The following is a 19,815-nucleotide window of genomic DNA, read 5'->3' as shown; positions in this document are numbered from 1 at the left end:
ATGCGGCAGCCCACGCCGGAGCTGATCCACGCCCGCCCGGTCCGCAGGCCCAGCCTGTGGATCTGGTCGGGCGTGGTCCTGCTGCTCGTGGCCATGCTGGTGCATGGCCTGCTGACCAACCCCAACTACCGCTGGGACGTGGTCGGTCAGCACCTGCTGGACCCGAGGATCGTCTCCGGCCTGGGCTGGACCCTGCTGCTCACCGTCGGCGCCATGGCGCTGGGCATCACGCTGGCCGTCACCACGGCCATCATGCGGATGGGCACCAATCCCATCCTGCGCGGGGTGGCGTGGGCCTACATCTGGTTCTTCCGCGGCACCCCCGTCTACACCCAGCTCGTCTTCTGGGGGCTGCTCCCCGTCCTCTACCCCAGGCTCAGCCTGGGCATCCCGTTCGGGCCGGAGTTCTTCCAGTTCACGACGCAGGACGTCATCAACGCCGGCGTGGCCGCGGTGCTCGGCCTGGGCCTGAACGAGGGTGCCTACCTCTCGGAGATCGTCCGCTCGGGCCTGAACTCCGTCGACAAGGGTCAGTGGGAGGCCTCGACCGCCCTGGGCATGAAGCGCTCGACCACGCTGCGCCGGATCATCATCCCCCAGGCGATGCGCGTCATCGTGCCGCCCACCGGCAACGAGACCATCTCGATGCTCAAGACCACGTCGCTGGTGCTGGCCGTCCCGTTCAGCCTCGAGCTGACGTTCGTCACCAACGCCATCGGCAACCAGAACTTCCTGCCCGTGCCCCTGCTCATCGTGGCCGCCATCTACTACCTGGTGATCACCTCGGTCCTCATGGTGGGCCAGTCCTACCTGGAGGCGTACTACGGCCGCGGGTTCGACACCGACACCACCGGCCGCGCGAAGCCCGCCAAGGCCATGTCCCGGCGCCAGCAGGCCATCCTCGCCTCCGGCACCGTCCACGCCGACCCCAACCTGGAGGTGACCCCGTGACGGCGATGGTCGACGCGCAGGCGGTCCACAAGCTCTTCGGCGAACTGCACGTGCTCAAGGGCGTGGACCTCACCGTCGCGCGCGGCGAGGTGTGCGTGATCCTCGGGCCCTCGGGCTCGGGCAAGTCCACGCTGATCCGCTGCATCAACGAACTGGAGCAGATCAGCGCCGGCCGGATGTACGTCGACGGCGAGCTGATGGGCCTGCGCGAGGTCGGCGGCCGGCTCCACCGGCTGAGCGACAAGGAGATCGCCGCGCAGCGGGCCCGCGTCGGCATGGTGTTCCAGCGCTTCAACCTGTTCCCGCACATGACCGCCCTCGAGAACGTGATGGAGGCCCCGCGCCAGGTGCGCCGGGTGCCGCGCGCGGAGGCGGAGCGCCTCGCCCGCGAGCAGCTCGAGCGGGTGGGCCTGTCGGACCGGGCGGACCACTACCCGGCGCAGCTCTCCGGCGGGCAGCAGCAGCGGGTCGCCATCGCCCGGGCGCTGGCCATGGAGCCCGAGCTCATGCTCTTCGACGAACCCACCTCCGCGCTCGACCCCGAGCTGGTCGGCGAGGTGCTGGCCGTCATGAAGTCCCTGGCGGCCAGCGGCATGACCATGATCGTGGTCACGCACGAGGTGGGGTTCGCCCGCGAGGTGGCAGACCAGGTGGTCTTCATGGACGAGGGCGTGATCGTTGAACGCGGCACCCCTGAAGAGGTCATCGACAACGCCCAGCAGCCGCGCACCAGGGACTTCTTCGCCAAGGTCCTCTGACCGGCCCTCAGCCGATCTCGAGCAGCGCCTGGGGGATCTCCGCGGGCAGCTCCCCGGCAAGGTAGCCGGTGGGGCCGAAGCGGGATGCCAGGCGCCCGCCGATGGCGCCGTGCAGGTGCGCGGCCCACACCGCGGCCTGGGCGGGATCCGCGCCCCTCGCACACAGGCCGACGGTGATGCCCGCCTTGACGTCCCCCGACCCCGCCACGCCGAGGCCGGCGTTGCCCTCGTCCGAGCGCCACAGCCGCCCGTCGGGCGTGCCGATGAACGTGCTGGTGGAGCCCGAGCTGACCACCGCCCCGGTGGCCCGCGCCAGCCTCAGCACCGCCGACGCCGGGTCTCCGGCCACCTCCTCCTCGTCCTCGCCGAGGGTGAGCGCGAGCTCGCTCAGGTTCGGCGACAGGACCAACGAGTCGAACCGGTGCCCGCGCGTCAGGTCCTCTGTCAGCCACGCGAGCGCGAGCGCGTCCAGCACCACCGGCCCGCTCAGCAGCGGCGCGACCGCGCCCACCACCTCGACGGCGGAGGCCACGTCCAGCATCCCGGGGCCGAGGAGCGTGGCGTCTGCGCCGTCGGCGAAGTCGTCGGCGGCGGCCGCCGCGTCCGCCGTGAGGTTCCCCTCGCGGGTGCACCGCGCGCCGCGCACCAGCGACTCGGGCATGGCCACCGCGAGCGCGACGGCCACCGCCTCCGGCACCACCAGCTGGGTCTTTCCCGCCCCGGCGCGCATGGCGGCCCTGGCCGACAGCAGCACCCCGCCGGGGTTGGGCACGCTGCCTCCCACGATCAGCGCGCGGCCGCGCGAGTCCTTGTCGCCCGCCGAGGTCGGCAGCGGCCAGTCGCGCAGCACGGCGGCGGTCACGACGACCTCTGCGCCGCCGGCGCTCATGCCCGGCGCCCAGGCGACGACGGGTCCTCGTCGGCGCGGTCTCGGGCGTGGCCCGGCTCCCGGGTGACGTGGGCGCCGCCGCTGCCCAGGAGCGCGCTGACGTCGTCGCGGGCCACCAGCGTGAGGGCGCCGTCGTGGTCGCGGTACCTGGTCATGGAGCAGTTCGCGACCGGCTCCTCCTTCTGCAGCGCGACGACGCGGGCCGCGTCCAGCCCCTCGAGGACGTAGCGGAAGGCCAGGATCACGGCCTCGTGGCTGAACATCCACACCCGCTCTCCTGGGAAGCGGGCCTGGAGCTCCACCAGCAGGCTCCGGATGCGGAGGATGACGTCCGCCCAGGACTCCCCGCCGGGCGGGCGGTAGTAGAACTTGCCCACGCGCGCCCGCCGCTCCGACTCCTCCGGATGGTCGGCCTGGATGCCGTACCAGGTGACGCCGTCGAAGATGCCCAGCTCGCGCTCGCGTAGGCGCTCGTCGAGGAGCACCTCCACGCCGAGGTGGGCCAGGGCGATCTCCGCCGTGGCCACTGCCCGCCGGTACGGCGAGCTGATGACGACGGTGGGCCGCTCGGCTGACGGTGTCGCGGCGAGGTGCTGCCCCAGCGCCCCGGCCTGGCGGCGTCCCTCGTCGGACAGGTCGATCAGCTCGTCGGTAGTGGGGAGGTCGAGCCGGTGGGCCTTCGCGGCCATCGCCGCGTGGTCAGCCACGTTGCCGAGGCTCTGCCCGTGCCTGACCAGCACGATCTCCGCCGGTCCGGCCGGTGTCCCCTCAGTGGCGACCGTCGACATGGCGCTCCCTTCATCCGTGGAACTCCACCCTACGGCGGGGTCCGGGGACGTGCTGGTCAACGCGGTCACCCGCGAGGGGGGTCGGCCGGCAGGGGTGACTCACTCGGGGCGCCAGGTGAACCTGGGCGGCCGGCGCTCTCGGAAGGCCGCCATCCCTTCGGGGAGGTCGGGGCCGGAGTTGGCGCGCTGCACCCACGAGATCGCGGTCTCGGCGTCGAGGTCGCGTCCGACCAGAGCGTCGACGATCTCCTTGGAGGCCCGCAGGGTCAGCTGTGAGAGCCCAGCCATGACCTCGCCCATGGCGATGGCCGTCTCGAGGGCCCGGCCGGCCTCCACCACATCGTTGACGAGGCCCACGCCGAGCGCGCGGCGGGCATCCAGGCGGGCGGCGGTGAACAGCATCTCCTTGGTGACGGCGGGACCCATGAGGTTGATCATCCGCTGCGTCGCGGAGACGGGGTAGACGATCCCAAGGGTCGCCGGCGGCACCGAGAACGTGGCGGTGTCCCCCGCGACCCTGAGGTCACACCCCACGGCGAGCTCGAGTCCCCCGCCGTAGCAGGCCCCCTCGATCGCCGCGATGACCGGCTTCGGGCTCCTCGCGAGGGCCAGCTCGGCGTTGACGGGACCCTCGGCGTGATGCAGCTCGTCCAGGCCGCCGATGTCCGACCCGGCGCAGAATGTGGCCCCCGCCCCCGTCAGGACGACGGCCGTCACCTCGGGGTCCGCGTCCAGCTCCCGCATGAGCGTCGGTATCCGGCGCCACATGTCGTCGGTCATCGCGTTGCGCTTGCCGGTGTTGTTCAGGGTGATGACGGCGATGCTGCCCTGGCGGTGGAGGTCGACGGTGGCCATGGGCCCATCCTGTCACCGCGGAATGCGCATCGGGGCGGGCACCCGGAGGTGTCCGCCCCGATGTGGGGTGCTGGCGAGGCTCAGGCCTCGGCGGGCTTCGTCGCGGTGATGTCGACGAGGACGCTGGGGCTCATGGTGGCCGAGACGGCGACCTTGCGCAGGTAGCGGCCCTTCGACGCGGAGGGCTTGAGGCGGAGGACCTCGTCCAGCACGGCGAAGTAGTTCTCGATGAGCTGCTGATCGGTGAAGGACTTCTTGCCGATCAGGAACTGCAGGTTGGCGTGACGGTCCACGCGGAACTCGATCTTGCCGCCCTTGATGTCGGAGACGGCCTTGGCCACGTCCATGGTGACGGTGCCGGTCTTCGGGTTCGGCATCAGGCCGCGGGGGCCGAGGACGCGGCCGAGCCGGCCGACCTTGCCCATGAGGTCAGGGGTGGCGACGACGGCGTCGAAGTCCAGGTAGCCGCCGGCCACCTTCTCGATCAGCTCGTCGGTGCCGACCTCGTCGGCACCAGCGGCGCGCGCGGCGTCAGCCTTGTCACCGGCGGCGAAGACGAGGACCCGGGCCGTCTTGCCAGTACCGTGCGGAAGGTTGACCGTGCCGCGGACCATCTGGTCTGCCTTACGGGGGTCGACGCCCAGGCGGACGGCGACGTCGATGGTCTCGTCGAACTTGGCCGACGCCATCTCCTTGATGAGGCGGAGGGCCTCCTCGGGGCTGTATGCCTGCGACTCGTCGCGCTTCTCCGCGGCGCCGCGGTAAGCCTTGCTGTGCTTCATGCTGGTTCCTTTGATTCCGCCGGCCTCGTGGGTCCGGTCGACCAGTTCTGGTGTGGGGAGCACTCCCCTGCCAGGGTGATTGGGGGGTGGATCAGTCGACGGTGACGCCCATGGAGCGGGCGGTGCCTTCCACGATCTTCATGGCGGCCTCGACGTCGTTGGCGTTGAGGTCCGGCAGCTTGGTGGTGGCGATCTCGCGGACCTGGTCCTTGGTGAGCTTCGCCACCTTGGTGGTCAGCGGGTTCGCGGAACCGCTCTTGATGCCGGCGGCCTTCTTGATCAGCTCGGCCGCGGGCGGCGTCTTCGTGATGAAGGTGAACGTGCGGTCCTCGTAGATCGTGATCTCGACGGGGATGACGTTGCCGCGCTGGGACTCCGTGGCGGCGTTGTACGCCTTCACGAACTCCATGATGTTGACGCCGTGCGGACCGAGGGCGGTACCGACCGGCGGCGCCGGGGTGGCGGAGCCGGCGTTGAGGGCGACCTTGACGAGGGCCGCTACCTTCTTCTTGGGAGGCATGGGGGTCCTTTACCTGTGTGGATGGAAGTGCCCGCTAGCGGGCGCAACGCACAATCTTAGACGACTTTCTCGACCTGCTTGAACTCGAGGTCGACGGGGGTCTCCCGGCCGAGGATCTCGACGAGCGCGATGAGCCGCTGATTGTTCGGGTTGAGTTCGGTGATCGTGGCGTGGACCCCGGTGAAGGGTCCGTCGACCACCATGACGGAGTCTCCGACGGCAAAGTCGATGACTTCGACCTTCTTCTTCCGCGCAACCGCGGCACCGGCCTGGGCGGCGTTGACCTTGGCGATCACGGAAGGAGTCAGCATGTTGAGGACCTCGTCGATCGACAGCGCCACCGGCTGCTGCCCGTGCCCGACGAAGCCCGTGACCGAGGGGGTCTGCCGCACGACGCTCCAGGAGTCGTCGGTCAGCTCCATCCGGATGAGGACGTAGCCGGGCAGCACGCAGCGCGTGACGGTCTTGCGCGCGTTGTTGCGGATCTCGACGACCTCTTCGGTCGGCACGACCGTCTCGAAGATGTAGTCCTCCATGTTGAGGGTCTGGGCGCGCGAGTCCACGTTCTGCTTGACGCGGTTCTCCATGCCCGAGTAGGTGTGGATGACGTACCACTCGCCGTACTTCGACTCGAGCTCCGTGCGCAGCTCCTCGAGGGCGGCGGCCAGGGCGTCGTCCTTGTCCGCGGCCTCCTCGGCCTCCGCTGCGTCCGGCTCCTCGTCGGCGAGGAGGACGGGCGCCTCCTCGGGCTCGTCGTCGCCGAAGGCGCCGAGGTCGATCTCCACCTCGTCCGGAGCGGACTCCTCGATGGCGCCGAGGTCGATCTCGAAGTCGATGTCGTTGCGGTCAGAGTCGGTCATGTGTTGCTCCCAAAGATCTGCAGGAGGGACCAGCCGAAGGCCAGGTCCAACACTCCCACGATGAAAATCATGATGAGCACGAAGACGAGCACCGCGCCGAACATGGTCACCAGTTGCGGCCAGGTGGGCCACACCACCTTCTTGAGTTCGCCGGCGGACTGCCGGACGAACTCGGCCGGGTTGCCGGCCCTGTAGGGGTCCTCGGCCTCGGTCACCGAGGCGTTGCGCTTGCGCGTGGGTGCCGCCTTGCGGACGGGCGCCTTGGCGGTGCGGCGCTGGATCGCCGGGGTGGCGGCGGCGGTCAGCTCGTCCTCGGTGAACTCGCGCTCGTGCTCGGAGATCACGTCGTCGTCCGAGGGCGCAGGCTTGAGCGTCACGTCCTCGTCGGCCGCCATGGCTTCCGCCTCGGCCTCGGCCAGGGCCTCCTCGTCGGAGACGATCTCGTCGGCGTCGGTCGTTGCGGGCTCGTCGGACACGATCTCCTCGTTGTCCGGCTCGTCGTGCGACTTGTCGCTCACGCCGACCTTCCCTTCCCAGAAACAAACAAAATGCCTCACCGACACGAGTGTCGGCAGGCGGGCGAGGCAACCGGAATTCGACGGCCGCCTAGCAGGGCAGGAGGGACTCGAACCCCCAACCTGCGGTTTTGGAGACCGCTGCTCTGCCAATTGAGCTACTACCCTTTACGGCCGCATCCCCCGTGGCCCGAGCGCATTTTGAGCGCGCTTGGACAATGGCGACTTGACCGGTTTTCCCTACTATATGCGCTCCGGCTTCGAGATGCGAACCAGCCTCACGCCAAGGACGCCAGCCACGCGCGGTGCAGGTCGGCGTATCGGCCCTCGCCCGCAACCAGGGCCGCGGGCGGCCCGTCCTCGACCACCCTGCCGTGCTGGAGCACCAGCACCCGGTCCGCGATCTCCACCGTCGACAGCCGGTGGGCGATGATGACGGCGGTGCGATCGGCCAGGATCGTGCCGAGCGCGCGCTGGACGAGCCGCTCTGTTGGCACGTCCAGCGACGAGGTGGCCTCGTCCAGGATCAGCACCCTCGGATCCGCGAGCACCACCCTCGCGAACGCCACCAGCTGCCGTTGGCCGGCCGAGAGCCGCGACCCCCGCTTCCCGGTGTCGGTGTCGTACCCGCCGGGCATGGCCTCGATGAACGTGTGCGCGCCCACCGCACGGGCCGCGGCCACCACCTCGGCGCGGGTGGCGTCCGGGCGGCCGAAGGCGATGTTGTCGGCCACCGAGCCGGCGAAGATGAAGTTCTCCTGCGTCAGCAGCGTGACGTGCCGGCGCAGGGTCTCGTCGTCGAGGCGGCGGAGGTCCACGCCGTCGAGCAGCACCGACCCCTGCTGGGGGTCGTAGAACCGGGCGATGAGCTTGGCGATGGTGGTCTTCCCCGCTCCGGTGGTGCCGACGAGCGCCACCGTCTGGCCGGCGGGGACGGAGAGCGTGAGGTCCGGCAGCACCGTCGCGCCCTCGACGTAGGAGAACTCAACGCCGTCGAGGGCCAACTCGCCGCGGGCGGCGGGCAGGGCCACCGGGTCGGCGGGGTCGCGGACGTCCGGCTCCTCCGCCATCACGGCCGCGACCTTCTCCAGCGCCGTCAGCGCGGACTGCAGCGACGAGATGAACTGGCCGAGGTCCTGCATGGGGTCGAAGAACATCCGCACGTACAGCACGAACGCGGCCAGCGTGCCCACCGACAGCTGGCCCGCCAGCGCCATGTACCCGCCGACGGTCACCACCACGACGATGCCCACGTGCCCGACGAACTGGATCCCGGGCATCGCGCGGGCGAAGACGCGCAGCGCGGTGGTGTTGGCGTCGCGGTACTGCAGCGCGACGGCCTCGAAGATCTCACGGGACCGGGTCTCGCGGCGGAAGGCCTGCACCGCCTTGATGCCGGTCATGGTCTCGATGAACTGCACGATCACGATGGCCGACAGCGTGCGCACGTGCCGGAAGGCCCGGGTGGAGGCCTTGGCGAACCAGCGCATGAGCAGCCACAGCAGGGGGTAGGTGGCGAATGCCACGAGGGCGAGGCGCCAGTCGAGGAACAGCAGGATCACCGTCGAGCCCACGATGGTGAGCAGCGCCGCGATGACCACGTCGATGCCCTGCAGCACCAGCTCCTGGACGGCCTCGACGTCGCTCGTCATCCGCGACACCGCGCGCCCGGAGGTGTACCTGTCGTGGAAGCCGACGCTGAGCCGCTGGAACTGCCGGTAGAGGCGGCGGCGCAGGGTGAGGAGCAGCTCGTTGCCGATCACCCCGGAGCGGCGCAGGAAGAACGCGCGGCAGGTGACCTGCACGACGATGGCGCCCACCATGACGCCCAGCAGGGTGACCAGCGGCGACGCCTGCCCGCCCTGCAGCGCCGGGATGCCGTCGTCGAGGACGCGCTGGACGATCACGGGGATGATCAGCCGCGCGAGCGACTCCAGCACCACCACGACGACCAGCACGGCGCCCCAGCGGCGGTAGGGGCGCACCAGCTCGCCGAGGAGCCGACGGCTGGCGGGGCGGAGCGCCACCGTCGAATCGGTCTCCTCCGTGATCTCCTGCTTCACCCCGCGCCAGTCCTCCAGCGCGGTGTCCCGGGTGTCGCTCACCGGATCCCCTCCTCGGCCAGCTCGGGTTCGATGCTGTAATCGGCAGAGAGCAGCTCCCGGTACTCGGGAACCGTGGCCAGCAGCTCCTGATGGGTGCCCACGTGAGCGATCCGGCCCTCCACGAGCATCGCGACCCGGTCCGCCAGCAGCACGGTGGAGGCGCGGTGCGCCACCACGAGCCCGGTGACCCCGGAGAGGGTGGCCTTCAGCGCGGCCTCCACCTCGGCCTCGGTGTGGATGTCGAGGGCGCTGAGGGTGTCGTCGAGCACGAGGACCTTGGGCCGCACCAGGATGGCGCGGGCCAGGGCCAGGCGCTGCCGCTGCCCGCCGGACAGGCTGAGGCCCTGCTCCCCGAGCCTGGTGTCGAGGCCCCAGGGCAGGTCGTGGACGAACTCGGCGGAGGCGATCCGGATCGCCTCGGCGAGGTCCTCGTCGCTCGCGTCCGGCCGGCCCAGGGTGAGGTTCTCCCGGGCCGACATCGAGAACAGAATGGGATCCTCGAACGCCGTGGCCACCAGGGAACGCAGCTGCGTGAGCTCGAGGTCGCGGACGTCGACGCCGTCGAGGAGGATCTCTCCCCCGGTCACGTCCTGCAGGCGCGGGATCAGCGAGACGATGGTGGACTTGCCCGAGCCCGTGCCGCCGACGAGCGCCACCGTCTCGCCGGGGGCGATGTCGAGGGTCAGGCCGTCGAGGGTGGGCCGGTCGGCGTCGTCGAAGCGGAAGCTGACGTCGCGCAGGCTGAGCGCCCCTCGGGGCTCCTCGATCCGGCGCGTGCCGGAGACGATGGTGACCGGGGCGTCGAAGACCTCGCACACGCGGTCCGCGGCTGTCGCGGCCTCCCGCATGAACGACAGCAGGAAGCCCAGGGAGCCCACCGGCCACGCCAGCGACAGGAGCAGGGTGACGAAGGAGACCACCTCCCCGAGCGTGAGCAGGCCCTCCGCGGCGGCGACGGCCGCGCCGCCGAGCACCATCACCAGGAGCACGGAGGGGAACACCTCCAGCAGGGTCCACAGCACCGACGCGATGCGCATCCGGTGGACGCCGGAGTCGCGCAGCAGCACGGCGCGCTCGTCGAAGCCGCGGAACGCGAACGGCACGCGGCCGAACGAGCGGATCACCCGGACGCCGTGCAGGGACTCCTCCGCCGTGGAGGCCACGTCTCCGGTGCGGTCCTGCACCTGCCGCGACACCTTCCCGAAGCGGTGCACCAGGTAGGTGGTGACGGCCACCACGGGCAGCACCGAGACGAGCACCGCGACCCCGAGCGGCCAGTGCATGGCCAGCATGATGGAGACCACCACGACGATCTGGATCGTGTTCATGATCAGCATGAGGATCCCGAAGGACATGAACCGACGCAGCAGGCCGAGGTCGCTCATGATCCGCGACAGCAGCTGCCCGGACTCCCACCGCTTGTGGAAGCCCAGTTGAAGGGCCTGCAGCTTGTCGAACAGGTCCAGCCGGATGTTGGCCTCGAGGGCCGAGGTGGCCCGCGTCATCATCCAGCGCCGCACGAGGCTGATCGCCGCGTCGACCGCCCCGGCTGCCAGGATCAGCAGCGCGTAGAGCGCGACCCCCCAGCCGTCGCGCCCCGCGATGGGGCCGTCGACGATGCTGCCGAGCAGCAGCGGGATGAGGACCGCCATCGCCACCCCGAGCGGGGCCATGGCGAGGGCGAGCGCGAACTGCCGCCGGAACGGGCGGAGGTAGGGCAGCAGCCGCACCAGGCTGGGCCGCCGGGGCGCGGCGGGGCGAAGGGTGGGGGTGGGCTGGGGCACCCGGTCAGGCTACCCCGTGCCTGGTCACGGTCCAGGGCCGCGCAGGACACTAGACTGTGTGGCTATGACGTCGGCCCTGCTCAGCGCCCTGATCGAGGGCATCGACCGGGTGCTGCCCGACGCGGCCGCGCTCCGCCGCGCGATCCACGCGGAGCCACACCTCAGCGGCGAGGAGGAGCCCACCCGCGACACCTTCACCCGGGCGGCCGAGTGGACGCACTGGACCCACGTGGCGCACACCGGCGCCTGGGCGCGGATCGGGCCCGAGGGTCCCGCCGTCGGCGTCCGTGCCGAGCTCGACGCGCTGCCGGTGAACGAGGCGACGGGGATCGAGTGGGAGTCCAGGAGGCCGGGCGTGATGCACGCCTGCGGCCACGACGTGCACCTGGGCGCGCTGTGGGCGCTGATCTCGGCGGCCCGCGGGCTGGAGCTCCCCGTCGCGATGGTGCCGATCCTGCAGCCCCGGGAGGAGGTCAACCCGGCGGGGGCCAGCGACGTGGTGGCCTCGGGTCTGCTGGACGACCAGGAGATCGAGGCCATGGTGGGCGTCCACGTGCAGCCCGAGGTGGAGCGTGGTGTCGTGTCCACCGGGGTGGGTGCGGTGAACGCGGCCTACGACGAGTTCGAGATCGTGGTGCGCGGCCGCCCAGGGCACGGGGCCTACCCCCATGTGGCGATCGACCCCATCACCACGCTCGCCAGCATCGTGACCGCCGTCTCCGGCCTGCCGACGCGGATCATCGACCCCACGCACCCCACCGTCGTGTCCATCGGGCAGATCTCGGGCGGGACGGCCCCCAACATCATCGCCGACGAGGCCCGCTGCCGGGGCACCATCCGCACCTACTCCGACGAGGACCGCGCGCTGCTGCATGAGGCCATCGCCCGCACCGCGGACGCGGTGGCGCTGGCGCGGGGGGCGGCTGCCGCGACCCGCTTCATCCACGGCGGCCCGGCGCTGGTCAACGACCCGGGGCTGGTACGGCGCCTGGACCCGCTGCTGAAGTCGGTGGGGGTGACGGTGGCAGAGACGCCGTTCCGCTCCTGCGGCTCGGACGACTTCGGCGAGTACGGGCTGGCCACCGCGTCGGTGATGTGCTTCGTGGGCACGGGGCGCGTCGACGGCGTGGGCCTGCATCACGGGGCGTTCCTCCCTGGCCGCGACGCCCTGCGGCTGGCCGCCCACACGCTGGCCGCCGGCTACGTGGCGGCGGCCCAGGCCGTTCTCGAGCGCCGCGACTGACGGGCGAGCGCCTCAGAGGCTGACGCCGACGAGGTTGACCTCGGGCACCAGAGACACCCCGAACCGCTTCTCGACGCCGTCGCGCACCTCGCGGGCCAGCGCGACCAGGTCCGCGGCCGTCGCGTCGCCGCGGTTGGTCAGCGCCAGGACGTGCTTGGTGGAGAGCGCGGCCGGTCCGCGGACATGTCCCTTGGCGAAGCCGGCGTGCTGGATCAGCCAGGCGGCGCTGGTCTTCACGCGGCCTTCCTCGGCCGGGAACCGGGGCGCGTCGGCGGGGAGCCTGGCGGCCTCCTCCTCGGTGAGGAGGGGGTTGGTGAAGAAGGACCCGGCGCTCCAGGTGTCGTGATCCGTGGCATCCAGCACCATGCCCTTGCCGCGCCGGATGGCCAGGACGGTGTCGCGGACGAGCCTCGCCGGCACCCGCCCGCCCTGCCGCGAGCCGAGGCGGGCGGCCAGCTCCGGGTAGGCGATGGGCGCCCCGAGCGAGCCGAGGGGCAGCTGGAAGCCGACCTCCAGCACGACGTAGCGGCCCGGCTCCCGCTTGAACCGCGAGGACCGGTACGCGAAGCCGCAGTCCGAGACCGGGAACGTGCGCTGCGTGCGCTCGACCCGGTCCCAGGTGCGCACCGAGGTGATCGTGCGCGACACGTCGGAGCCGTAGGCGCCGACGTTCTGGATGGGGGTGGCGCCGACGCTTCCGGGGATCCCGGACAGGGTCTCGAGCCCGCTCCACTCCTGCTCGACGGCGTAGGCCACCACGTCGTCCCAGTTCTCCCCCGCCGCGACCCTCACGGCCGCTCCCCCGCAGGTGGACACGTCGGCGTCCAGGCCCGTGAGCGCCACCCGCACCACCGTCCCGGGGAAGCCCTCGTCCGCGACCAGCAGGTTCGACCCGCCCCCCAGGACGAGCAGCGGCTCGCCCCTCTCGTCGCAGTCGGTCACCACGTCGATCAGGTCACGCTCCGTGGGCGCCACCTCGAACCGGCGGGCCTCGCCGCCCACCCGCAGGGTGGTGTGGTCCGCGAGCCGGGTGGAGGCGGCGACGGCGGGCTCCGCGGTGGCCGCGGACAGCCGGTCGATCCGGCATTCAGTCAACGCGGACCTCGGCCTTCGCCGCGCCGAGGACGGCCTCGTCGCCGCAGGTGGCCGTGATCGAGACGGTGGCCACCCCGTCGGCGACCGCGGTGACGGTGCCGGTGTAGCGCACCTCGGTGCCCTCGTCGGTGTCCGGGACCACGACCGGCCGGGTGAACCGGACGAAGTAGCTCAGCACTCGCCCCGGGTCCCCGATCCAGTCGGTGACCACCTTCAGCCCGGCCCCCATGGTCCACATGCCGTGGGCCACCACGCCAGGCAGGCCGATGGCCCGGGCGTGCCGGTCCGAGAAGTGGATCTCGTTGAAGTCCGTGGAGGCCCCCGAGTAGCGCACCACGGTGGAGCGGGTCACCTGCACGCGCAGCTCCGGCAGAACCTGTCCCACTGTCGGTTCAGGCATCGTCGTCCTCCCGGGTGTGCATGAGCGTGGAGCGGGCCTCGCAGACCGGCTCGCCGTCGACGGTGAGGTCCACCAGGACCGTGATCATGTCCAGCGCCCCACGGTTACGCACCTTCTCGATGCTCAGCTCCGCCACCACCGCGTCGCCGTCGCGCAGAGGGCGGCGGAAGGTGAACGTCTGGTCCGTGTGCATGGTGCGGTTGAGGGCCAGGCCCAACTCCTCGTCGCCGAACAGGGCCCCCCAGGCCTGGGCCGCGATGACGGCGGCGAAGGTGGGCGGGGCGACGGGGTGGTCTCCTCGGTAGGCCGGGTTGTCGTCGCGGACCGCCTCGGCGAACTCGACGATCTTGGCCCGGCTGACCACGTACGGAGGGGCTGCCGGGTAGCGGCGCCCGACGTGCTCGGCGGTGATTGGCATGGGGGCAAGGCTACCGGCCCGGATGGGGTCCGGAGACGCAACGAGACCGGCCACCGTGCGGTGGCCGGTCTCGGCGGTTGAGCTCGGGAGACCTCAGCGGGTCTCGCGGTGCGCCCGGTGGGTGCGGCAGCGCGGGCAGAACTTCTTGATCTCGAGACGATCGGGATCGTTTCGACGGTTCTTCTTCGTGATGTAGTTGCGCTCCTTGCATTCGGTGCATGCGAGCGTGATCTTCGGACGGACGTCCTGTGACTTCTTGGCCATGGTCGAAATTCCTTCAATTTAGCTTCGCGCGGGGCGCTGTTCTCGCGGTGGTGGTGACGAGGGCGGGATTCGAACCCGCGACACAGCGATTATGAGCCGCTTGCTCTACCGACTGAGCTACCCCGTCAGAGTTCCCCCCCGGTGGTGCGGGAGGGAACCGAGCCCCCATGCGGAATCGAACCGCAGACCTTCTCCTTACCATGGAGACGCTCTGCCTACTGAGCTATAGGGGCCAGCCGACGACCAACCATACATGCGCCGCGACGATCACCACAAATCGGGGATCCCGGCGCCCGATCGGGGGTCCGGTCAGGCCTTCAGCGCGGCGACGGCGACCTCGAGCGCACCCTGGAACAGGGTCTCGCGCTCGTCTGCGGTGAGGTCCGACGAGCCGTCCTTGAGGTGGTCCGAGACCGTGAGCACGGCGAGCGCCTCCGCGTTGTGGGCGAGCGCGCAGGCGTAGAGTCCGGCCGCCTCCATCTCCACGCCGAGGGTGCCCAGCCTGTCCAGCCCGGGGATGATGTCGGTGCGCGAGGAGTAGAAGAAGTCGCTGGTGAACACGGCGCCCACGTGCACGGTGCGGCCGGCGTCCCGGGCGGACTCGACGGCGGCCCGCAGCATGTCGTAGGAGGCGGCGAGCGACAGCGACACGCCGGGGATGTCGATGGTGGCCACCGACGAGTTGGTGTGGGCGGAGGAGGCGACGATGACGTCCCTCACCGCGACCTTCGACGAGATGCCGCCGCAGGTGCCCACCCTGCAGATCCGCTTGACGCCGAACTGCGAGAACAGCTCGGTGGCGTAGATGGACAACGTCGGGACGCCCATCCCCGAGGCCATCGCCGTCATCGGGACGCCGTCGACGGTGCCGGTCCAGGCCGCGATGCCCCGCACGTCCGAGACCAGGCGCACGTCCTGCATCCGGGTCCTGGCGATGCGCTCGGCCCGCTTCGGGTCTCCGGGCATGATCACCAGTGGTGCGATGTCGCCGGGCTCGCAGGCGATGTGTGGGGTGGCCATCGTCGGCCCCTCTCTGCCGATGAAACGAAACTAGGCCCCGCACCAATCCGGTCCGAGGCCTAGTGGCAGGTGTTGGATTTGAACCAACGTAGGCTACGCCGACGGTTTTACAGACCGCTCCCTTTGGCCACTCGGGCAACCTGCCATGCCGGGTATCCCGGCGACGCACGAGCATAGCAGTGCGTTCACCGCATCGGCAAAGCACCCGGGTCCCGGCAGTGCTGGCAGAATGGGCCAGCCGCCACCGAGCGCCTCGGCCGCTCGGTGCGGTGGGCCACGGAGGCCCCAAGGCAAGGGCCGGAGAACAGGACAGGGGAGGCAACCATGGCTGCAGAGAGCTCGTTCGACGTCGTGAGCAAGGTGGACCGGCAGGAGGTCGACAACGCCCTCAACCAGGCCGTCAAGGAGGTTGGCCAGCGGTTCGACTTCAAGAACACCGACGCGAAGATCGCCTGGTCCGGCGAGAACATCGAGATGGAGGCCGTCTCGGAGGAGCGGGTCAAGGCGATCCTCGACGTGTTCCAGTCGAAGCTCGTGCGCCGCGGCGTCAGCCTCAAGGCGCTGGAGGCCGGAGAGCCGAGGGTCTCGGGCAAGCTGTGGAAGATCACCGCCACCACGAAGCAGGGCATCAGCACCGAGAACGCGAAGAAGATCACCAAGCTGATCCGCGACGAGGGCCCCAAGGGCGTCAAGACCCAGATCCAGGGCGAGGAACTGCGCGTCTCGTCGAAGAACCGCGACGACCTCCAGGCGGTCCAGGCGATGATCAAGGAGCAGGACTACGACTTCGCGGTCCAGTACGTCAACTACCGCTGACGTGGGCTCCCCCTTCCGCATCGGCACCCACAACGTCAACGGCATCAGGGCCGCCCTCCGCCGCGGCTTCCGCGGCTTCTGGGACGCCGCCGGGGCGGACGTGATCGCGCTCCAGGAGGTGCGCTGCCGCGTCGACGACCTCCCGCTCGAGGCGTTCCACGGCTACCACGTCACCCTCGACACGGGGCTGACGGCCGGCCGCAACGGCGTGGCGGTGATGACCCGCGTCAAGCCCGCCCGCGTCCGCGCGCTCGACGGCACCGCCTACCAGTTCGGGCCGGACCTGCAGCCGGAGGCGGTGCCCGCCGAGCGGATCGTCAACCGCGACCTCGCCCGCTTCGCGACGGAGGGCCGCTACCTCGAGGTGGACCTGGCGGACGCCCCGCTGCGCGTCGCGTCCCTGTACCTCCCCAAGGGCGCCGCCTGGCCGCACGAGGAGGGCAGCGAGGAGAAGTACCAGCGCAAGATGCGATTCATGCGCGGCTTCGCTCGCCAGCTGACCGCGTCGCGCCGCGAGGCCGCCGCCGAGGGCAGAGAGTTCCTGGTGATGGGCGACTTCAACATCGCCCACACCCGCCAGGACCTCCGCAACTGGCGGACCAACCAGAAGTCGGAGGGGTTCCTGCCGGAGGAGCGTGACTGGTTCGCCTCGATCCTCTCTCCGCGCAGCCTCGTCGACGTGGTGCGGCGGGTCCACCCGGACGCGGACGGGCCCTACAGCTGGTGGTCCTGGCGCGGGCAGGCCTGGGCCAACGACGCGGGCTGGCGGATCGACTACCACCTGGCCTCACCCGGCCTGGCCCGGGGCGCGACGGCGGCCTGGGTGGGCCGCGAGGCCAGCTACGAGGAGCGCATCAGCGACCACTCCCCCGTGCTGGTCGACTACCGCGTCCCGGCGGGCCCGCTCACGCCCTGACCGGCTCCGGCTCGTCCATGGGCTGGCTCAGCTCGTGGGTGTGCATGATCCAGTAGACGGCGCCGAACAGGATGAGCACCAGCATCCACGGGCCGTTGCGCAGCCCGAACGTCATGGCCGCGAAGCCGAGCAGGACCACCGTGACCACGATCGCCGCGCGGAGCAGCTTCGTCGACGGGTGCGCCATCGGGAGCAGGACCGCCCCCCACAGCAGGTACCACGAGTGGAGCGCGGGGGCGCACAGCGCGAACCAGAGGAACGAGTAGGCCAGGAACGTCAGCGGCCGCCTGCCCAGGTGCAGGTAGGCGAACACCGCGATGCCCACCACGGAGACGACGGCGCCGATGGCGCGCACCACCGTGACCACGGCCACGCCGCTGGGGTCCCAGCCGAAGTAGGTGGCGGGGAACTGCAGCAGGTGCCCGACCACGGTGAACGGCGAGATCGTCTCGGCCATGCCGGGCACGTTGATGGCGTTGATCCACCCGAATCCCATGCCGGAGACCACCGAGATCAGGGCGAACACGCCCACCGCCAGCGCCAGCGAGGCCAGCGCCTTCCCCGCGGCCCACGCGACCGCCCGGGGGCGCCACGACGTCCAGGGGGTGACCAGGAACGGCAGCGCGACGGCGGCCAGGAAGGCCGGCTGCTTGACGGCCGCCGCGGCCCCCACGATCAGCGCCCCCGCCCACCAGTGCCGGTAGCGCATCGTCACCCAGATGCCCAGGAGCATGAGGCCCACCATGAGCGCGTCGTTGTGGGCGCCGCCCACGAAGTCGATGATCAGGATGGGGTTCAGGACCGCGAACCAGCTGGCGGCAGCCGGATCCACGCCCACCCGCCGCGCGATCCGCGGGACCAGCGAGCCGATGAGGAGCACCCCGACCAGCGCCGGGATGCGCATGAGGACGGCCGAGGCGAACGGCTCGAAGCCGGCGAGGATCACCAGCCCATGGCTCATCCACAGCGACAGGGGGCCGTAGGGGGCCGTGGTCTCCCGCCACACCCACGCCACCTGGTCCGCGTAGTAGCCCGGGAGGATCCCGGGGCCCACCTGGTAGGGGCTGAGGTTGTTGTGGATCAGCCAGCCGTGGGCGGCGTAGGAGTACGCGTCATGGGAGAAGATGGGCGGCCCCACCGCGAGCGGCAGCGCGACGATCGTCAGCACGGCCCAGTGCCGCAGCTGCGGCTGCCCCATCGCCCGGCGGCGGGCCGGGCGCAGCCGGAACCACGCCTCCAGCAGCAGCACGAGGCCGACGAGGGTGGTGACGGTGCCGACGATCTTGGTGGTGTCCCCCGCGATCCCCAGGGCGCGCAGCACGTCCCACATCGGGGAGGCCTGCGGCAGGTAGGCCGGGCTCAGCGAGCCGGCGAGGATGCCCAGCGAGCCGAGGAAGCCGAACCACACGGCGCGGGTCGAGGCCGCCTGCCGGAGGTCGCGGCCGGCCCGTCGGAGGCGGCTATTCACCCGTCTCCCGCCGAGGGGCGAGGAGCCCCCGATCGTGGACGAGGTCCACGAGGCGGTCGGCCGACGGCACCCTGGACCCGCTCCATTCGAGCGCGTCGGTGGGGCACTGCTCGATGCACACGCCGCAGTACATGCACAGCGCCCAGTCGATGGTGAAGGTGTCGAGCACGTTGTGGGTGCGCGGGCGGGCGCCGGGCGCAGGCACCGTCTGCTCGAGGTGGGAGGTCAGGGTGATGCACCAGGTGGGGCACTCCCGGGCGCAGATCATGCAGGAGGTGCAGCGGTCCTCGACGAGGGCGATCGAGCTGTGGGCCTGGTTCATCGGAGCCTCCGGACGCGGGCCCCGGTGGCCGACAGCGCGATGTCGGCGGGCGTCGCGCCTGGGTCCGCCACGACGGCGGGGTCCGGCACTCCGGGCGGGACCAGCTTCCGGCGCGACGGCGACTGCTCCGACTCCCCCGGCTCCAGCGCGCCGGGCCAGTGCTGGGTCTGGCGCGGCTCCAGCAGCACGTCCTTGCGCAGGGGCGCCCCTCCGCCGTGGTGGATCAGCGGGCGGTTGTCCGCGCCGTCGAAGGTGACGCCGAAGAAGTCGTGGACCTGGCGCTGCAGCCACGCGCAGCCGGGGAACAGGTCCGTGAGGTCCGGGAGGTGGGCGTCGTCTCGGGGGGTGAGGGTCTCCAGCCGCAGCTGTCTCCCGTCTCCGGGGTGCTCGAGCCACAGCAGGACCCTGATGTGGTCGGTGAGGCCCACCTCGTCGACGGCGGTCAGGTTGGCCAGGAAGGTGAAGCCGGCCTCGCGGGCCTCGGCCGCGCGGGCGTGCCAGCGGGCCGCCTCGACCCGTTCCGTCGCCGATGGGTGGTCAGGCGGCGCCACGGCGGACCTCCTCGAGGTAGGACTGCAGCGCCTCGGGAGGAGGCGGGCAGCCGGCGATGAAGTGGTCCACCGCCACCAGGGACTCCGCGCCCTTCACCACCGAGTACGAGTCCCAGTAGGGGCCGCCGACGCAGGCGCAGGCCCCGAACGCCACCACGGTCCGCTCCGGCGGGAGCCGGTCCAGCGTGTCCAGGATGGCCGGCACCAGGGGCGCCGTGATGGTGCCCGACAGCGTCACGATCAGCCTCGCACCGGGCGGGATGGCCGCCGCGTCCACCATCGGCCGGGCGCCTGCCGCGGCCTGGGTCTCGAGCGCGCAGCAGGCCAGCGGCACGTCGACGACGAACACCGAGGCGTCGTCGAACCAGTCGCGGGCAGGCAGCATGCAGGGAGTCTACTGGCGCCAGTTCACTGTCAGCGCAACGATCGAGGCGGGGGTTTGAGGCCTGAACCCTACAATGGCCAAGACGTCTTTTCGCTAGATCCCTGAGGTAG

Annotated in this window: 23 protein-coding genes and 4 tRNA genes; 5 read left to right on the top strand and 22 right to left on the bottom strand. The window is 71.0% G+C overall.

Translation table 11 applies throughout. The annotated features are described in order from the left end of the window. Window positions 1-951, top strand: a complete 951-nt coding sequence (locus ACZK5D_RS01950; RefSeq protein ID WP_463664055.1) for an amino acid ABC transporter permease — start codon at window positions 1-3, stop codon at window positions 949-951. Window positions 952-956: 5 nt separating this feature from the next. Further along, window positions 957-1,709: an amino acid ABC transporter ATP-binding protein gene (locus tag ACZK5D_RS01945; protein ID WP_463664189.1), complete on the top strand. Its 753-nt coding sequence runs from the start codon at window positions 957-959 to the stop codon at window positions 1,707-1,709. A 7-nt stretch (window positions 1,710-1,716) separates the two neighbouring features. Here ACZK5D_RS01945 and ACZK5D_RS01940 read toward each other — a convergent pair whose 3' ends face one another. The 10 genes from ACZK5D_RS01940 to ACZK5D_RS01895 form a co-directional block, all read right to left on the bottom strand. Further along, complete coding sequence (locus tag ACZK5D_RS01940) at window positions 1,717-2,598, bottom strand: NAD(P)H-hydrate dehydratase (protein ID WP_463664054.1); 882 nt, start codon at window positions 2,596-2,598, stop codon at window positions 1,717-1,719. Beyond that, window positions 2,595-3,386 carry a histidine phosphatase family protein gene (locus ACZK5D_RS01935; protein ID WP_463664053.1) on the bottom strand — a complete coding sequence of 264 codons (792 nt, stop codon included), beginning with the start codon at window positions 3,384-3,386 and terminating at the stop codon, window positions 2,595-2,597. The genes ACZK5D_RS01940 and ACZK5D_RS01935 overlap by 4 nt, the downstream gene beginning before the upstream one ends. 99 nt (window positions 3,387-3,485) lie before the next feature. Continuing rightward, window positions 3,486-4,241: an enoyl-CoA hydratase/isomerase family protein gene (locus ACZK5D_RS01930; RefSeq protein WP_463664052.1), complete on the bottom strand. Its 756-nt coding sequence runs from the start codon at window positions 4,239-4,241 to the stop codon at window positions 3,486-3,488. Window positions 4,242-4,321: 80 nt separating this feature from the next. Then, window positions 4,322-5,023: a 50S ribosomal protein L1 gene (rplA, locus tag ACZK5D_RS01925; protein WP_458994545.1), complete on the bottom strand. Its 702-nt coding sequence runs from the start codon at window positions 5,021-5,023 to the stop codon at window positions 4,322-4,324. A gap of 91 nt (window positions 5,024-5,114) precedes the next feature. Next, complete coding sequence (rplK, locus tag ACZK5D_RS01920) at window positions 5,115-5,543, bottom strand: 50S ribosomal protein L11 (RefSeq protein ID WP_458994546.1); 429 nt, start codon at window positions 5,541-5,543, stop codon at window positions 5,115-5,117. A 56-nt stretch (window positions 5,544-5,599) separates the two neighbouring features. Next, a complete protein-coding gene (gene nusG, locus ACZK5D_RS01915; RefSeq protein ID WP_458994547.1) occupies window positions 5,600-6,403 on the bottom strand; it encodes a transcription termination/antitermination protein NusG in 804 nt (267 codons plus the stop codon). Continuing rightward, window positions 6,400-6,921, bottom strand: coding sequence for a preprotein translocase subunit SecE (secE, locus tag ACZK5D_RS01910; RefSeq protein ID WP_463664051.1), 522 nt, complete (start codon window positions 6,919-6,921; stop codon window positions 6,400-6,402). Before secE ends, nusG begins: the two co-directional genes overlap by 4 nt. Window positions 6,922-7,013: 92 nt before the next feature. Beyond that, a tRNA-Trp gene (locus tag ACZK5D_RS01905) sits at window positions 7,014-7,086 on the bottom strand. 110 nt (window positions 7,087-7,196) lie between these two features. Beyond that, window positions 7,197-9,023 (bottom strand): ABC transporter ATP-binding protein, encoded by a 1,827-nt coding sequence (locus ACZK5D_RS01900; protein ID WP_463664050.1) that lies wholly within the window; start codon window positions 9,021-9,023, stop codon window positions 7,197-7,199. Further along, window positions 9,020-10,807, bottom strand: a complete 1,788-nt coding sequence (locus ACZK5D_RS01895) for an ABC transporter ATP-binding protein (protein ID WP_463664049.1) — start codon at window positions 10,805-10,807, stop codon at window positions 9,020-9,022. The genes ACZK5D_RS01900 and ACZK5D_RS01895 overlap by 4 nt, the downstream gene beginning before the upstream one ends. Window positions 10,808-10,871: 64 nt before the next feature. Between ACZK5D_RS01895 and ACZK5D_RS01890 the strand changes: the two genes are divergently transcribed. After that, entirely contained in the window at window positions 10,872-12,050 is a 1,179-nt protein-coding gene (locus ACZK5D_RS01890; protein WP_458994551.1) for a M20 metallopeptidase family protein, read from the top strand. Window positions 12,051-12,062: 12 nt separating this feature from the next. On the opposite strand, the gene ACZK5D_RS01885 is transcribed toward ACZK5D_RS01890, so the two are convergent. The 8 genes from ACZK5D_RS01885 to ACZK5D_RS01850 all read right to left on the bottom strand — a co-directional run bounded on the left by ACZK5D_RS01885 (window position 12,063) and on the right by ACZK5D_RS01850 (window position 15,392). Further along, the gene (locus ACZK5D_RS01885; RefSeq protein WP_463664188.1) at window positions 12,063-13,121 is read right to left on the bottom strand and encodes a UDP-N-acetylmuramate dehydrogenase; all 1,059 of its coding nucleotides are present in this window, start codon (window positions 13,119-13,121) and stop codon (window positions 12,063-12,065) included. 16 nt (window positions 13,122-13,137) lie between these two features. Beyond that, the gene (locus ACZK5D_RS01880; RefSeq protein ID WP_458994552.1) at window positions 13,138-13,545 is read right to left on the bottom strand and encodes a MaoC/PaaZ C-terminal domain-containing protein; all 408 of its coding nucleotides are present in this window, start codon (window positions 13,543-13,545) and stop codon (window positions 13,138-13,140) included. Then, on the bottom strand, window positions 13,538-13,963 hold the full coding sequence (locus ACZK5D_RS01875) for an FAS1-like dehydratase domain-containing protein (RefSeq protein ID WP_458994553.1): 426 nt from the start codon (window positions 13,961-13,963) through the stop codon (window positions 13,538-13,540). Before ACZK5D_RS01875 ends, ACZK5D_RS01880 begins: the two co-directional genes overlap by 8 nt. A gap of 93 nt (window positions 13,964-14,056) precedes the next feature. Next, window positions 14,057-14,227: a 50S ribosomal protein L33 gene (gene rpmG / locus ACZK5D_RS01870; protein ID WP_458994554.1), complete on the bottom strand. Its 171-nt coding sequence runs from the start codon at window positions 14,225-14,227 to the stop codon at window positions 14,057-14,059. Between the two features lie 51 nt (window positions 14,228-14,278). Continuing rightward, window positions 14,279-14,354, bottom strand: a tRNA-Met gene (locus ACZK5D_RS01865). A gap of 33 nt (window positions 14,355-14,387) precedes the next feature. Further along, window positions 14,388-14,460 (bottom strand) — tRNA-Thr (locus ACZK5D_RS01860). Between the two features lie 76 nt (window positions 14,461-14,536). Further along, window positions 14,537-15,247 (bottom strand): purine-nucleoside phosphorylase, encoded by a 711-nt coding sequence (deoD, locus tag ACZK5D_RS01855; RefSeq protein WP_458994555.1) that lies wholly within the window; start codon window positions 15,245-15,247, stop codon window positions 14,537-14,539. 63 nt (window positions 15,248-15,310) lie between these two features. Beyond that, a tRNA-Tyr gene (locus ACZK5D_RS01850) sits at window positions 15,311-15,392 on the bottom strand. Between the two features lie 179 nt (window positions 15,393-15,571). Between ACZK5D_RS01850 and ACZK5D_RS01845 the strand changes: the two genes are divergently transcribed. Further along, entirely contained in the window at window positions 15,572-16,063 is a 492-nt protein-coding gene (locus ACZK5D_RS01845; RefSeq protein WP_463664048.1) for a YajQ family cyclic di-GMP-binding protein, read from the top strand. A gap of 1 nt (window position 16,064) precedes the next feature. Continuing rightward, a complete protein-coding gene (locus tag ACZK5D_RS01840) occupies window positions 16,065-16,979 on the top strand; it encodes an exodeoxyribonuclease III (RefSeq protein WP_458994557.1) in 915 nt (304 codons plus the stop codon). Here the strand turns inward: ACZK5D_RS01840 and mptB are convergent. From mptB to ACZK5D_RS01820, 4 genes are read right to left on the bottom strand one after another with little or no spacing between them, the layout of a single operon-like run. Further along, window positions 16,969-18,447, bottom strand: a complete 1,479-nt coding sequence (gene mptB, locus ACZK5D_RS01835) for a polyprenol phosphomannose-dependent alpha 1,6 mannosyltransferase MptB (protein WP_463664047.1) — start codon at window positions 18,445-18,447, stop codon at window positions 16,969-16,971. The two genes, ACZK5D_RS01840 and mptB, sit on opposite strands and share 11 nt — an antisense overlap. Beyond that, on the bottom strand, window positions 18,440-18,769 hold the full coding sequence (locus ACZK5D_RS01830; protein ID WP_458994559.1) for an NADH-quinone oxidoreductase subunit I: 330 nt from the start codon (window positions 18,767-18,769) through the stop codon (window positions 18,440-18,442). The genes mptB and ACZK5D_RS01830 overlap by 8 nt, the downstream gene beginning before the upstream one ends. After that, entirely contained in the window at window positions 18,766-19,320 is a 555-nt protein-coding gene (locus ACZK5D_RS01825) for an NADH-quinone oxidoreductase subunit C (RefSeq protein ID WP_463664046.1), read from the bottom strand. Before ACZK5D_RS01825 ends, ACZK5D_RS01830 begins: the two co-directional genes overlap by 4 nt. Beyond that, window positions 19,307-19,705 (bottom strand): NADH-quinone oxidoreductase subunit B, encoded by a 399-nt coding sequence (locus ACZK5D_RS01820; protein ID WP_463664045.1) that lies wholly within the window; start codon window positions 19,703-19,705, stop codon window positions 19,307-19,309. Before ACZK5D_RS01820 ends, ACZK5D_RS01825 begins: the two co-directional genes overlap by 14 nt. Window positions 19,706-19,815 lie beyond the last annotated feature (110 nt).

This window comes from Tessaracoccus yangjingae (assembly GCF_055326235.1).
The sequence above is the reverse complement of the archived record's forward strand: the minus strand, read 5'-3'. Positions and strand labels throughout refer to the sequence as shown.